12 protein-coding genes are annotated in these 13,946 nt (G+C 67.7%); 7 read left to right on the plus strand and 5 right to left on the minus strand.

The genetic code is table 11. The features are described 5' to 3' along the window. Positions 1–254: 254 nt before the first annotated feature. Entirely contained in the window at positions 255–521 is a 267-nt protein-coding gene (locus tag ACM0PY_RS19985; RefSeq protein WP_010482865.1) for a DksA/TraR family C4-type zinc finger protein, read from the minus strand. Positions 522–692: 171 nt separating this feature from the next. Continuing rightward, positions 693–1,250, minus strand: coding sequence for a DUF2058 domain-containing protein (locus tag ACM0PY_RS19990; RefSeq protein ID WP_180884546.1), 558 nt, complete (start codon positions 1,248–1,250; stop codon positions 693–695). 63 nt (positions 1,251–1,313) lie between these two features. Between ACM0PY_RS19990 and ACM0PY_RS19995 the strand changes: the two genes are divergently transcribed. The 3 genes from ACM0PY_RS19995 (at position 1,314) to ACM0PY_RS20005 (ending at position 4,279) form a co-directional block, all read left to right on the plus strand. After that, positions 1,314–1,814, plus strand: coding sequence for a M48 metallopeptidase family protein (locus ACM0PY_RS19995; RefSeq protein ID WP_072169103.1), 501 nt, complete (start codon positions 1,314–1,316; stop codon positions 1,812–1,814). Between the two features lie 47 nt (positions 1,815–1,861). After that, complete coding sequence (locus ACM0PY_RS20000; protein WP_180884544.1) at positions 1,862–2,560, plus strand: RNA pseudouridine synthase; 699 nt, start codon at positions 1,862–1,864, stop codon at positions 2,558–2,560. 162 nt (positions 2,561–2,722) lie between these two features. Continuing rightward, positions 2,723–4,279 carry a phospholipase D family protein gene (locus tag ACM0PY_RS20005; RefSeq protein WP_235646711.1) on the plus strand — a complete coding sequence of 519 codons (1,557 nt, stop codon included), beginning with the start codon at positions 2,723–2,725 and terminating at the stop codon, positions 4,277–4,279. Between the two features lie 3 nt (positions 4,280–4,282). On the opposite strand, the gene ACM0PY_RS20010 is transcribed toward ACM0PY_RS20005, so the two are convergent. After that, on the minus strand, positions 4,283–5,359 hold the full coding sequence (locus ACM0PY_RS20010) for an HDOD domain-containing protein (protein ID WP_180884613.1): 1,077 nt from the start codon (positions 5,357–5,359) through the stop codon (positions 4,283–4,285). Between the two features lie 278 nt (positions 5,360–5,637). On the opposite strand from ACM0PY_RS20010, the gene ACM0PY_RS20015 reads away from it, so the two are divergent. Beyond that, positions 5,638–6,735, plus strand: coding sequence for a Glu/Leu/Phe/Val dehydrogenase dimerization domain-containing protein (locus ACM0PY_RS20015; protein WP_072169099.1), 1,098 nt, complete (start codon positions 5,638–5,640; stop codon positions 6,733–6,735). 47 nt (positions 6,736–6,782) lie between these two features. Here the strand turns inward: ACM0PY_RS20015 and ACM0PY_RS20020 are convergent, their stop codons facing one another. After that, the gene (locus tag ACM0PY_RS20020) at positions 6,783–9,626 is read right to left on the minus strand and encodes an autotransporter serine protease (RefSeq protein WP_180884540.1); all 2,844 of its coding nucleotides are present in this window, start codon (positions 9,624–9,626) and stop codon (positions 6,783–6,785) included. Between the two features lie 182 nt (positions 9,627–9,808). Here ACM0PY_RS20020 and ACM0PY_RS20025 point away from each other — a divergent pair, with 182 nt between their 5' ends. From ACM0PY_RS20025 to ACM0PY_RS20035, 3 genes are all read left to right on the plus strand, one after another. Next, complete coding sequence (locus tag ACM0PY_RS20025) at positions 9,809–10,984, plus strand: thiolase family protein (RefSeq protein WP_049413060.1); 1,176 nt, start codon at positions 9,809–9,811, stop codon at positions 10,982–10,984. Positions 10,985–11,108: 124 nt separating this feature from the next. After that, the gene (locus tag ACM0PY_RS20030) at positions 11,109–11,450 is read left to right on the plus strand and encodes a hypothetical protein (protein WP_005418203.1); all 342 of its coding nucleotides are present in this window, start codon (positions 11,109–11,111) and stop codon (positions 11,448–11,450) included. Positions 11,451–11,604: 154 nt separating this feature from the next. Further along, positions 11,605–12,015 carry a hypothetical protein gene (locus ACM0PY_RS20035; RefSeq protein ID WP_088496748.1) on the plus strand — a complete coding sequence of 137 codons (411 nt, stop codon included), beginning with the start codon at positions 11,605–11,607 and terminating at the stop codon, positions 12,013–12,015. A 280-nt stretch (positions 12,016–12,295) separates the two neighbouring features. On the opposite strand, the gene ACM0PY_RS20040 is transcribed toward ACM0PY_RS20035, so the two are convergent. Beyond that, complete coding sequence (locus ACM0PY_RS20040; RefSeq protein ID WP_235646712.1) at positions 12,296–13,933, minus strand: acyl-CoA dehydrogenase family protein; 1,638 nt, start codon at positions 13,931–13,933, stop codon at positions 12,296–12,298. Between the last annotated feature and the right edge of the window lie 13 nt (positions 13,934–13,946).

Here is a 13,946-nt window from a genome sequence, read left to right on the forward strand (position 1 = left end):
CCCCCCCCCCCCCCCCCCCCCCCCCCCCCCCCCCCACCATCAGCAGCAGGTTCCAACAGATCGCGGAAATCTGTCGAAGGCGGGGTGGGTCCGGTTGAGGGGGCGTGAGCCGCATGGATGCGGCGACCGAGCTTACATGGACGTACTTGCAGCGTCCCCCTCAATCGGACCCACCCCGCCATCCCACGGATAGCACGCTTTTGCCGTTGCCGTTGCTCCAAGCAGGTGCAGGGCGCAGCCCTGCCGAACAACCTTTACCTCAACTGGCTGTCCTTGCTGCCACGCCGGTTGTAGCCTGCATGCGCCTGTTCTTCGTCGTCATGCGCCTGCTGGCACGCCACGCACAGCCGGACACCGGGCACGGCCTGGCGCCGCGCCAACGGGATCGGCGCGTCGCATTCCTCACAGTGCTCCAGACCCGGGCCCTCGCGCAGCTGGCGTCGCGCGCGGGCGATCGCATCGTCGACGGTGGCGTCGATCTGGTCCTGGACCGCGCCATCTCCCGCCCAACCAGTGGCCATGGTCTTCCTCCGCAGGTGTGTCGCCTGATATGGAGACAATACACCCCGGCAAAAAGGCACGCCTTAATGTAGAGCCGAGCCACGCTCGGCTGCTCTTCAGGAAGACGAACAGAGTGCGGATGGGTTCGATCAAGCCGATTGCGACTTAATCCCCTCCGTCCCCTTTTTTGCTTACCAGATCAGGTCGTCCGGCACCTGGAACTGGGCGTAGTAGGCGTCGTCCTCGGCGTTGCCGGTGGAGATCTCGGCGGTCGAGCCCGGCTGGCCATGGTCGACAATGATCGCCTCCGGGGCGCGCTCACGCACCTTCTCGGCAGCAGCACGTGGCAGCAGGGCGTAGCCCTCGCCATTGGCGACAATGACCAGCACGCCGACCGACAGCGCCTTGCGCAGCTTGGGGTCGATCAGCAGAGTGCGGATCGCCGCGCCATCGCTGAAGCGATACTCGTCATCGCCCTTGTGGGGCACTGCATGGGCCGCGATGATCTGCTTCGCCTGCGCCTTCTGTTCCGCCTGCCTGGCCTGGGCATTGCGCACGGCGGCCAGCGCACGGTCGCGCTCGACCTTCTCGGCACGGGCACGTTCAGCCTCACGCTGGACCTCGGCCGAGGCCGATTCGGCCTTGCCCTGGCGGGCCTTGGCCTGCTCCCGCGCGGCGGCGCTGGCCTGCGACTTCTTGGCCAGACCGGCCTTGAGCAATTGTTCCTGCAGCGCGTTGGGCTTTGCCATGGTCGGTACGTACCGCGTGTAATCTTGGATGCTTCCATTCTACCGACGCCCCGCCGCCCCTGCATGGCAGTCCTGAAGTACCTCACCGGCTACCCCGAACCCCTGGTCGCCCAGGTCAGCGAACTGCTGGCGCAGGGCAAGCTCGGCCCCTGGCTGCAGCAGCGTTATCCCGACCCGCACGAGGTCCGCAGCGACCGCCAGCTGTACGACTACACCCAGGCGCTGAAGGACCGTTACCTGCGCAAGTCGGTGCCGCTCAACAAGGTCTGCTACGACAACACGCTGGAAGTGATCAAGCACGCGCTGGGCACCCACACCGCCATCTCCCGCGTGCACGGTGGCCGCCTCAAGGCCAGCCGCGAGATCCGCATCGCTACCGTATTCCGCCAGGCACCCGCGGCGTTCCTGCGCATGATCGTGGTGCATGAGCTGGCCCACCTCAAGGAAGCCGACCACAACAAGGCCTTCTACCAGTTGTGCCAACACATGGAACCGGATTACCTGCAGCTGGAGTTCGATACCCGTCTGTACCTGACCGAGCTGGCCAACCGCAGCCAGCGCTGACCGGCCGCAGCAGCTACACTGCGCGCCCCCTGCCCGACCTGCCCGCCATGGAACCGATCCGTCTCGACAAACGCCTGTCCGCCCTGCTCGGCATCCCCCGCGGCGAAGCGCGGCGCTATATCGAAGGCGGCTGGGTAACGGTCGACGGCGAAGTGGTGGAACAGCCGCAGCGCCCGGTCGATGACAGCGTGGTGATCGTCGTGGCCGAGCAGGCCAGCGATGAAAAGGTCGAGCGGGTCAGCATGCTGCTGCACAAGCCGGCCGGCGTTGCTGCTGAGACCCTGTGTGCGCTGGTCAGCAGTGACAGCCGCAGCGAACTTGATGCCAGCGACATCCGTCCGTTGCAGCGCCATTTCCACGGCCTGCAGCTGGCCGCTGCGCTTCCGGCCAGCGACAGCGGCCTGGTGGTGGTCAGCCAGGATCCGGCCACGCTGGCCCATCTACAGCGCAATCTGGGCCGCACCGAACAGGAATACCTGATCGAAGTGGCCGAAGGCGGCCCCGAGCGAGGACCGTGGCTGCTGGCGCGGCTGCAGCAGGAATCCGGCGGCGCCAAGGTCAGCTGGCAAAGCGAGCAGCGCCTGCGCTTTGCCGGCAAGGGGCTGACCGCCAAGGGGCTGCGCGTGGCGGTGACCGCCGCCGGGCTGCAGGTGCTGGCCGTGCGCCGACTGCGCATCGGCCGCGTGGCATTGGGGCCGCTGCCGCCGGCGCAGTGGCGTTACCTGGGCAGCGACGAGCGGTTCTGAGGCCTGCGGGTCAGGGCCCTTTCCTGCGGAAACGGGTCCGCCCCCATCCTGACGCCCCGGGGTCGGATCCGTTGCCGAAGGCAAGCGCGCTGATGCCCTATCGATCCTGCAGGCATTCCTTCACGCAGGGCGTGGATCTACCATCGAGGCATGAGCCTGCCCATGCCCCTGTGGCGACGCCTGTTGCGCGTCGCTGCAATCATCCTCGCCGCGCTGTTGCTGCTGGTCCTGTCCGGGCTGCTGCTGGCCGACCATCTCACGCCACAGGCACAGGGCGCGCCCTCGCATGTACTGCCATTGCAGCCGGCGCAGACCCGCATCGACCAGCAGATCGTACCGCTGCAGGACGCGCATCCCGGGCAATCAGGCGTAGCGTTCCTCAGTGATGGCATGGATGCCTTCGCCGCGCGCGCGATGATCACCGCGCACGCTGGCCGCAGCCTCGACCTGCAGTACTACATCTGGCACGACGACCTGATCGGCCACCTGATGGCCAAGGCGCTGCATGACGCCGCCGAGCGTGGTGTGCGCGTGCGCATCCTGCTCGATGACATGAATGCCAAGGACAAGGACGCGCTGATGATGGCGCTGGACCGGCACCCCAACATTGAAATCCGCCTCTACAACCCGTTCCGCAACCGGACCGGCATCCTGCGCGTGGTGGAGATGGTGCAACGCTTCTTCAGCGTGAACCACCGCATGCACAACAAGAGCTGGATCGCCGATGGTCGCGTCGCGATCGTCGGCGGCCGCAACATCGGCGAGGAGTACTTCAGCGCGCGCACCGATGTGAACTTCCAGGATCTGGACCTGCTGGTCGCCGGCCCTGCCGTGGAGCAGGCCAACCGGATCTTCGACGACTACTGGAACAGCGAGGCCGCCATTCCGGTATCCGCGCTTGCCTTCCGTACCGATGCGCAGCTGCGCCTGCTGGTGCGCGAATCGGATCATGAGGCGCAGCGGGACGTGGCCCGGCCCTACCTCGCGCGCGTGGCCGAATCACGCCAGCGGCAGCGCCCGAGTCCCGAGCCATTGCACTGGAGCAGTGCAGTGCGCATCGTCTCGGACCCGCCGATGAAGCATCGCAAGGATGATCGCGCTGCCTGGCTGGTGTCGACCCTGATCAGCGAGCTGCAGGCCGCCCGGCACAAAACGTTGTTGATTTCGCCCTACTTCGTGCCAGGCGACGAAGGCCTGGATGGCTTTTCGGCCATGGCCGGGCGGGGCGTGCAGGTCGGCGTGGTGACCAACTCACTGGCTGCCAACGACGTCGCTGCCGTGCACGGCGGCTACATGAGCTACCGCGTGCCGTTGCTCGAAGCGGGCGTCCACCTGTACGAACTGAAGGCGCAGGGGCAGTCCGGCGATGCCGGCATGTTCGGCAGCAGCGGCGCGAGCCTGCACACCAAGGCGTTCGTGGTCGACGACCGCCGCGGCTTCGTCGGCTCGTTCAACCTCGACCCGCGCTCGGCCTACCTCAACACCGAAATGGGCGTACTGTTCGACGACCCGGTGCTGGGGGCGCGGCTGCGCGATGAGTACCTGCGCCTGGCAGACCCCAGGCATAGCTGGTGGCTGGCGCTGGACGACCGTGGCCGGTTGCGCTGGCTGGAGCGCGAGCCGCCACCGCACTGGGTCGAGGCCGAGCCAGGGGCAACGGCGCGCAAACGCTGGTTGTCGCGGGCCATCAGCTGGCTGCCTGTCGAATCGCAGCTGTAGCACTCAGGCGGCCGGGCCGGCCTGGTCCTGTCCGGCCTCATCCAGCGTTTCCACGCTCCGCCCATGCAGGCGCCGCCAGATCCAGCGCAATGCATGCGGCGGCGCTGAAGGCAGCTGCTCCAGCAGCGCCAGCATGCGGCTCTGGCTGGCATGCCCATGGCGGCACAACAGGCTGGCCGCTGCGGCGGCGCTGGCCAGGCGCAGGCTGTCGGCCAGCGCCCCTTCTGCATCCACCGCCAGGGCCTGGTGAACCGGTTCAGGCAGCTCCCATGCGGCGGCGACCCGCTGCGCCAACGGTAACGACCACTGCTGCAGCAGCTGCAGGGCCAACGCCGGCTCCACGGCCTCGCCGCGGGCCTGCGCTTCCTGCAGCAGCTGGCGCATTACCAGTGACGCGCCCAGTCCCTGCACCAGGCCCAGCCACTGCGCAGCGAAGGCATCACCGAAGGTGACCGTACGTGCGTGATCGGCGGCCGCGCGCGAGGCCAGCAGCGCGTGCTCCCAGATGATCGCGCTGAACTGCGGGAACACTTCGCACTGCACCTGCATCACCGGCTGCACCAGTACCGCGCTGATGATCTGCCGCACGCCTTCGGTACCCACCAGTGTCACCGCCCGCTGCAGGCTTTCGACCGGGCGCTCATGCACCTTGTAGGCCGGGCTGTTGGCGATGCGCAGCAGGTTGCCGGTCAGTACCGGGTCCTGGCCGATGATCGCGGCCATCACCCGCGCTGAGGCGGCATCGTCGTTGACGGTCTGGATCAGCTGCGGCAGCAGTTGCGGCCGGCGGGGCAGCTGCCTGGCCGCCCAGTTGCGGTCCTGCAGCGCGCGCGCCACCGCCTCGCCCAGCCCTGCGGCCTGCACCGGCGTGGATTCACCGGCCAGACGCGGGTACAGGGCCAGCGCATGCAGGCCACGTTGCAGATGTGCAGCGATCTCGGCCGGGGGCAGCGCCTCGCCCTGCAGGCTCGCCGCTGCGGCGGCCACCGCCTGGCGGGACGCAGCAACCAGCCGCGACGGTGCCGCCCCGGTCGAACGCGCCAGCCAGCCGCGCAGCGATCGCCACCAGGCCGCTGTCATCGCCGCCTGCCCTGTCGTTGTGGTGCCCTTGCCGTCACTGACCGCCTGCCTCTTCACGCGAATCCGGCCACCCGCCGTCGTCGCAGCATCGGCCGCATTTTCATCTTCTTTAACCGGAAGGCATGCGATGTCGACGGCACCGGCCAGGGGAATGGACTAGAATGGCGCCGCGCGACCCGTCCCCCAGCCATGACGACGTCGCTTTTTTTGTTTTTGGGACCCTACCGTTCACTGGCCGTTCGCTGCAGTTCGCCGCTGTTCGCGCCATCGGAGACGCCATGCTATTCGAAACCCTCGCCACCACCGGCCACGAACAAGTGGTGTTCTGCCACAACCACGATGCCGGCCTGCAGGCGATCATCGCCATCCACAACACCACCCTGGGCCCGGCCCTGGGCGGCGTGCGCATGCGTCCGTATGCCAGCACCGACGAGGCGCTGGCCGACGTGCTGCGGCTGAGCCGGACGATGACCTACAAGAATGCGCTGGCCGGCCTCAACGTCGGTGGTGGCAAGGCGGTGATCATCGGCGACCCGAAGGTGGACAAGACTGAAGTACTGTTCCGCGCCTTCGGCCGTTATGTCGACTCGCTGGGAGGGCGCTACATCACCGCCGAGGACGTCGGTACCGACGTCAACGACATGGAGAACATCTACCTGGAGAGCCAGTTCGTGACCGGCGTGCACCAGGTCCATGGCGGCTCCGGCGATCCGGCCCCGTTCACCGCCTACGGTGCGCTGCAGGCGCTGATGGCGGCGATGCGCTTCAAGTTCGGCCATGAGGAAGTGGGCAAGACCAGCATCGCAGTGCAGGGCCTGGGCCACATCGGCATGGAGCTGGTCAAGCTGCTGCGCGATCGCGGCGCCAAACTGTATGTCACCGACCTGGACAGCGCGCTGGTTGATCGCGCGGTCAGCGATTTCGGCGCCGAAGCGGTCAAGCCGGACGAGATCCACGAAGTGAACGCCGATGTGTTCGCACCGTGCGCGCTGGAAGGCGCGATCAACGCCGACACCCTGCCGCGGATCAAGGCGAAGATCATCTGCGGTACCGCCAACAACCAGCTGTCGAGCCTGGAAATCGGCGATGAACTGCATGCGCGCGGCGTCCTGTATGCACCTGACTACGCGGTCAACGCGGGCGGCGTGATGAACGTGTCGCTGGAGATCGATGGCTACAACCGCGAACGCGCGATGCGCCTGATCCGCAGCATCTACCACAACCTCACCCGCATCTTCGAACTGTCGCAACGCGAGAACATCGCGCCGCAGCGGGCAGCCGACCGCATCGCCGAAAGCCGTATCCTGTCGATCGGCAAGCTGAAGATGCCGCTGGGCCGCAGCACCCCGCGCCTGGGCAACCTGCGCGGCGGCTGAGCCTGCCGATGGCGCGCCGGGCCTTTCGACCCGGCGCGACCGCCCGTTCAGAAGCCGGTGCTGTAGCGCAACGCCGCCTGGCGCGCGCCTTCGCCGCCGACGCGCTGGTCGAAGCCCAGGCTCAGGCGGCCGTTGCGGCCCCACCACGACTCCAGTGCCACGCCGAACAACGCACTGCCGCGCGGCGCGTTCCAGCCCGCCAGTGGCGCCCATGCATCAACGCCGACGAAACTGGCCTGCCAGTCCGCATCGGCACCATCGAGCCGCTGCTGCCATTCGGCATGCCCGCGCAGGGTCCAGCGCCCCCAGCCACGTTCGCCGCGGATACCGGCCAGCATCTGGCTGCGCTGTACGCGGTTGGCATCGCCACGCAGGCCGAAGCCGAACCCGCCCAGTTCGTTGAAGGCATCGGTATCCACGCGCGTCGTGCTTGCGCCCAGATACGGTGTCAACGACGCACCCGCGTTGCCGAAGCGATAGCCGCCTTCGACACTGGCACTGCTGAAACGTCCGCCGTAACGTGCAGAGACACCGTAGGCGCCGGCGCCCAGCAGCAACTGGCGATCCAGCGCACGGGTGAACTGGCCGCTGCCGACCTGCGCCAGCGCATAGCCCCGGCCCAGGTTCCAGCCGGCGTACAGCTGCGCCTGCGCCTGGCGATCACGCCCACGATCACCGCCGAAGCTGCTGCCACCATTGCTGCGGGTTTCGCCGAAGGCCACACCCATCAGCCCATTGCTGCCCAGCGGCAGGTCCTGGCCGGCCATCCAACCACGGCTGTCGGCGGCATTGCCGGCGAAACTGCCCTGCCCGGCTTCGCCGAGCGCGCTCTGCCAGGCCCCGCGCAGGCGCGGCGCCGCCTGCACGCGATCGAAGCGCTCGGCGATCGCGCGGCGTGACATGTCGATGCTGTCGAAGGTGGCCGACTCGGCCCGCGCATGCGCCTGTCCGGACAGGCTCTGCAAACTGGCCTCGAGGCCTTTGCTGCCACCGCCGGTCCACTGCAGCGCACCGGCGGCCGTACCGAAGGCCGAGCCCTGCAGCGTCGTATCGCCATCAAGCGCGCTGAACGCACTGTCCACGCGTTGCGCAGCCGACTGCGCCGAGGCCGTGAGCCCGGTCGCTGCCGCTGTGACGCTGACCTGGGTCAGGTTCAACCAAGCGTTGTTGCTGTCATAGCCATAGCTGCTCTGCAGCAGCGACAGGCCCTGCAGGCCGCTGGAGGTGGCCGGGCTGCTGAAGGTGCCGCTGAGGCCGCCGGCGGCGTGGATCAGGTCCTGGCGGCTGCCGTTCTGCGGCACATAGCCGGAGACGAAGCCGTGCACGCGCACGCCCCCGTTGATCGTGGCGTTGCCGGTGACCTGCAGCGCATTGGCACCGAGCGCGATCATCAGCTGCGCGCCGGCCTGCTGGGTGTAGTTGCCCTCGATGGTGCCGGTGGTGCTGCCGGTGGTCAGGAACACGCTGCTGCCGTTGACCACATTGCCGATCACGCGCGGCGTACCGCCATTGAACTGCAGGCCGGTCGAATCCGGATCGGGCTGCGCCAGGATCGTCACGTTGGAGCGGATCACGCTGCCGTTCTGCAGTGACAGGATGCCGCGCTCGATGCGGGTGGCGCCGCTGTAGCTGTTGTTGCCCCCTAGCACCAGGGTTCCCCCGCCCTGCTTGACCAGGCCACCGCTGCCGACGATGTCGTTGCTCCACAGCGAGCCACTCGATGGCGCATCGACATTGGCCACCACATCGCCCCAGTCGAAGCGCCCCGGCCCCTTGATCGCCCGCGAGATGTCGAGCAGGCCGTAGCCGAACACCGCATCCACGCCGGGCGCACCGATGTCCTTGGCGGTGCCCAGCAGGGTCTGCCGCACCAGGTTGTTGTCGAAGTACGGGTAGCGCTGCCAGACCAGGGCGGCGGCGCCGGAAATCAGCGGGGCGGCGAAGGACGTGCCGTAGTTCCAGTAATAGCTGCCGCCGTTGGCATCGGGATAGACCGCGCTGCCCGGCGCCGCCAGGCAGTAGCGCGCGGCCTGGCCGCAGGCATTGGCGTAGCTGGCCAGCGTGCCCGGTGCATACGGATCCACCGCAGTGGCCACCAGCCAGCCGCGCTCCAGATCGGCCGCCGGCAGCGAGCCGGCAACGCCCAGCTGGCTGGGCAGCGCGGCCAGGCTGCTCGGCTCGGGGCGCGCATCGTTGCCGGCCGCGAACACCACCAGGCCGCCATGGTTGATGACGAACGGTCGGTACTCGGCCGCCACCTGCGCGGTGGTCGGCAGGTCGGTCCAGTACAGGCCGCCCCACGAATTGTTCATCACCTTCACGTTGTAGCTGATCAGGTCCTGGTGGACCTGCGCCACGCCCAGTGGGCCGCTGAAGGAATTGCCCTTGCCGCTGCCGTCATCGACGGGCGGCTTGTCGGTGATGATCCGCGCCGAAACGATCTGTGCGCCGGGAGCGATGCCGCCCGGCCAGGACCCCACCGGAGCACCCGCGGCCAGGCTGGCCACCGCCGTGCCGTGGCCCACCACGTCGTCCACCTGCAGGTTGTTGCGGGCGGGGTCGATGTAGTTGAGGTTGGCGACCACGCGCCCGTTCAGCGCCACTGCGTTGCGCTGCACGCCCGAATCGACGATGCCGATGCGCACCCCCTGCCCGGTCAGGCCGGCGGCCTGTGCGGCACGCGCATTGGTCACGGACAGGTGCGCGTCGAAGGCCGGCTCCTGCGGCTTGGCCGGAGGCGGTGTGGTCGGCGGGGGCGTGGTCGGGGGCGTCGGGGTGGTCGGGGGTGGATCGATGCGGACATTGCCGCCGCCTCCGCCGCCACCACATGCCGTCAATGCCATCGCCAGCGCCGACGCCAGCGCCGACCTCACCATCATCGTGCGTTCCATCGATTCCTTCCCATGAACGTTGGCCTGCCTACATCCCGGCAGGCATGCGGTGCCGCCCAGCGGCGGCCCTCCCCGACCCTCTATACTTGGGTCGACCCCCACGCAGTCTGCCGGGAAATCGCGGCGCTTCCAACGTCCTCGGTCTCCTTTCCGAACATTGCTTACGCATCAACGAGATTGCCATGTCCAACATCGTCATCGCCGCCGCCAAGCGCACCGCCATCGGCTCCTTCCTCGGCCAGTTCAACGGCGTGCCGACCCCGACCCTCGGCGCGGCCGCCATCGCGGCCGCCCTGGAACAATCGGGCGTGCCGGCCAGCGACGTCTCTGAAGTCCTCATGGGCTGCGTGCTGCCGGCCAACCTCGGCCAGGCGCCCGCCCGCCAGGCGGCGATCGCCGCCGGCATTCCGCTGTCGACCGGTGCCACCACCCTCAACAAGGTGTGCGGCTCGGGCATGAAGACCATCATGCTCGGCCATGACCTGATCAAGGCCGGTTCGGCCAGCATCGTGGTTGCCGGCGGCATGGAATCGATGTCCAACGCCCCGCACCTGCTGCCCAACTCGCGCACGGGCAACCGCTTCGGCAACTTCCAGGCGATCGACCACATGGCCCACGACGGCCTGGTCAACGCCTACGACGGCAAGGCCATGGGTGAATTCGCCGAATGCGCCGTGGACAAGTACCAGTTCAGCCGCGAGGAACAGGACGCCTATGCGATCGAATCGGTCAAGCGCGCACAGGCCGCACAGGCCAATGGGGCATTCGCCGACGAGATCGTCGCGGTGAAGGTCGCCACCCGCAAGGGTGAGGTCGAGGTCGCCACCGACGAGCAACCCGGCCGCTCCGACATCGCCAAGATCCCGACCCTGCGCCCGGCCTTCAAGAAGGACGGCAGCGTCACCGCCGCCAGCTCCTCCAGCATCTCCGACGGCGCCGCTGCGGTGGTCCTGCTGACCGAGGAAGACGCCAACGCACGTGGCATTACCCCGCTGGCGCGCATCGTCGGCCACGCCACCCATTCGCAGGAACCGGAGTGGTTCACCACCGCCCCGATCGGCGCGATCCGCACGCTGCTGGCCAAGACCGGATGGTCGCTGGACCAGATCGACCTGTTCGAAATCAATGAGGCCTTCGCCGTGGTGGCGATGGCACCGATGCGTGAACTGGGCATCCCGCACGACAAGCTCAACGTGAATGGCGGAGCCTGCGCACTGGGCCATCCCATCGGTGCCTCCGGTGCACGCCTGGTGGTGACCTTGGTCAACGCCCTGCGCACGCGCGGTGGCAAGCGCGGCATTGCCACCCTGTGCATCGGTGGCGGTGAAGCAACAGCCATCGCCATCGAATTGATTTAAAAAGATTTAACGACGATTTCGCAAAAATGAATGCGGGATCGCTTGACACCCAATCTTGGCTTGTCATCATGTTGTCGGCGCGCAGCATGCGCGTTGCCTAATTCTAACGACGAGGATTTACACAATGAGCATCAACAAGCTGCTGGTCGCGATGTCCCTGGCTCTGGCCCTGGCCGCCTGCTCGAAGCAGGAAGCTGCCCAGGACGCCGCTGCTTCGGCCAACGAAGCCGCCACCGAAGCCCAGGCTGCTGCCGACCAGGCCGCCGCTGCCGGCGCCCAGACCGCCGACGCTGCCCAGCAGGCTGCCAACACCGCCGCCACCGCTGCTGACGCTGCGACCGACGCTGCTGCCAACACCGCTGCTGCCGCGACCGACGCTGCTGCTGGCGAAGCCAAGGACGCTGCCAAGGCTGCCGAAGCTACCGCTGAGCAGGCCAAGGACGCTGCTGAAGAAGCCAAGAAGTAATAACTTCTTTCTTCAGGCTGTTCTGGAAAAGCCGCTGGTTCGCCAGCGGCTTTTTCTTTGGCCTGCTGCCTGCGCGCGCCTCGGATCGCGACCCCGTCTTCACAACGGCATGAATAGGCTGGCGTCCCCATCCATTGCAGTACCGGAGACCGCCATGAAGATTCGCCCGATCACCACCACGCTGCTGGCCGCCTCCCTGCTGCTGGCCCTGGCCGCCTGCAAGGGTCCGGAAGCCGAACAGGCCAAGCAGGACGCGCAGCAGGCCGCCGACAGCGCCGGCGCTGCCGCCCGTGACGCCGTGGACAGGGCCGCCGAAGCCACCCGCAACGCTGCCGATAAGACCGCTGCCGCTTCCGAGCAGGCCGCCGCCGATACCCAACAGGCACTGGACAAGGCCGCAGACGCCACCGCAAACGCCGCAGACAAGGCCAAGGTTGCGGCCACCGACGCCGCTGCACATGCCAGCGACGCCACTGCGGACGCCGCACAGAAGGTTGCTGACAAGGCGCGTGATGTCGCCAATGACGCCAAGGCCAACGCCGCCAGGGAAGAAGCCAAGCACTGAGGCGTACAGGCAGCCGGGCATCGGCTCGGCGCCACAGGAAAAGCCGCGGCACTGCCGCGGCTTTTCTGCTTTTCGCTCTCTGCTCTTTCTGTTGATTCCGTGCTGGACGCGTACGGAAAGTGTCCAAGGACGCGCGGGTAGGTTGCGCAGGGGCGTAAGCGCCATGGATGGCGCGCCCGAGCCTACAAGAACGTATTCACGGCGCCCCCTGCGCGACCTACCCGCGCGGCCCACCCATCAGTATCAGCGCCAACCACGAGGGGCTTCGCCGTTGGCCGCCCTACGGCAGCGCGCGCGCCAGCATTGCCGACAGATCCACACCCGCCGGCAGCGTCCCGAACACCAGCCCATGCTCCCCTTCCAGCCGGCTGCGCACGAACGCTTCAGCCATTGGACTGCCCGCCCGCAACATCAACGCTGCCTGCAACAGCAGCGCAGTGCGCTCGCAGAACAGCCTCGCCTGCGACTCATCCGGTGCCGGTGCCGCTGCCCAACGCTGCAATGCCGCTGCGTAGCGCGCATCACGATCGGCCACCGCTGCCAGCTCGGCGCGCAGCGCCGCCAGTGCCTCCGGTTCACGTGCCAGCGCGCGCAGTACGTCCAGGCACTGGATGTTGCCACTGCCTTCCCAGATCGAATTCAACGGCGCCTGCCGGTACAGCCGCGGCAGCATCGATTCCTCCACATAGCCTGCGCCGCCGAGGCATTCCTGCGCTTCGTTGACGAAGGCCGGCGCGCGCTTGCACAGCCAGTACTTGCCCAGCGCCGTTCCCACCCGTGCCAGCGCAGCTTCGTTGGCATCCACGCCTGCGCGATCCACCGCGCGTGCGATGCGCATCGACAGTACCGTGGCCGCTTCCGATTCCAGTGCCAGGTCGGCCAGCACATTGGTCATCAACGGGTGCTCGACCAGCAGCTTGCCGAAGGTGCGGCGATGGCGTGCGTGGTGCAACGCCTGCGCCAACGCCATGCGCATTTCCGCCGCTGCGCCCAGCATGCAATCCAGGCGGGTCATCATCACCATGCCGATGATGGTGGCCACGCCACGCCCCTCCTCGCCCACCCGCCATGCCTGCGCGCCGCAGAACTCGACTTCGCTGGAGGCATTGGCCCAATCGCCGAGCTTGTCCTTCAACCGCATCAGGCGGAACGCGTTGCGGTCACCGTCGGCCAGCCGGCGCGGCATCAGCAGGCAGGTCAGTCCTCCCGGCGCCTGCGCCAGCACCAGGAAGCCATCGCACATCGGTGCGGAAAAGAACCACTTGTGGCCGACAAGGCGATAGCGCTCACCATCGATCGGTTCGGCGCGCGTGCTGTTGGCGCGCACATCCGAGCCGCCCTGCTTCTCGGTCATGCCCATGCCCAGGGTGATGCCGGCCTTGTCAGCCACCGGCACGTCGCGCGGGTCATAGACCGGCGCTGCGGCCTTGCGTGCCCACTCGGCCAGATGCGGCTGCGCGTGCAGCACCGCTACTGCTGCATGGGTCATCGTCAGCGGGCAACTGGTGCCGGCCTCGGCCTGGTGGTGCAGGTAGCTCAATACCGCACGCGCGACATGCGCGCCGGGTTGCGGTTCATGCCAGGACAAGCCGGCGACACCGTGCGATTTCGCCGTTTCCATCAACTGGTGATAGGCCGGGTGGAACTCCACCGTATCGATGCGATGACCCTGCGCATCATGCGTGCGCAGGCGTGGGCGATCACGGTTGGCATCGAAGCCGAGCCGGTACACCTCGTCGCCGGCCAGCGCGCCATAGACCGCCAGGCGTGGCGCGAAGCTGCCAGCGCCTTCGCGTTGCACGGCTTCCATCAGCGCCACGTCGTCAGTCCACAACTGGCGCCCCGCGAACGGTGGCGGCTGGTTCAACACCACATGGGTTTCGTAGGGCGCGTCGCTGCTGAAGCTTGGTCCACTCATCCGGTCCATCCTG

The sequence above is a fragment of the Stenotrophomonas sp. BR163 genome, from assembly GCF_047520985.2.
GTDB classification, from domain to species: domain Bacteria; phylum Pseudomonadota; class Gammaproteobacteria; order Xanthomonadales; family Xanthomonadaceae; genus Stenotrophomonas; species Stenotrophomonas sepilia.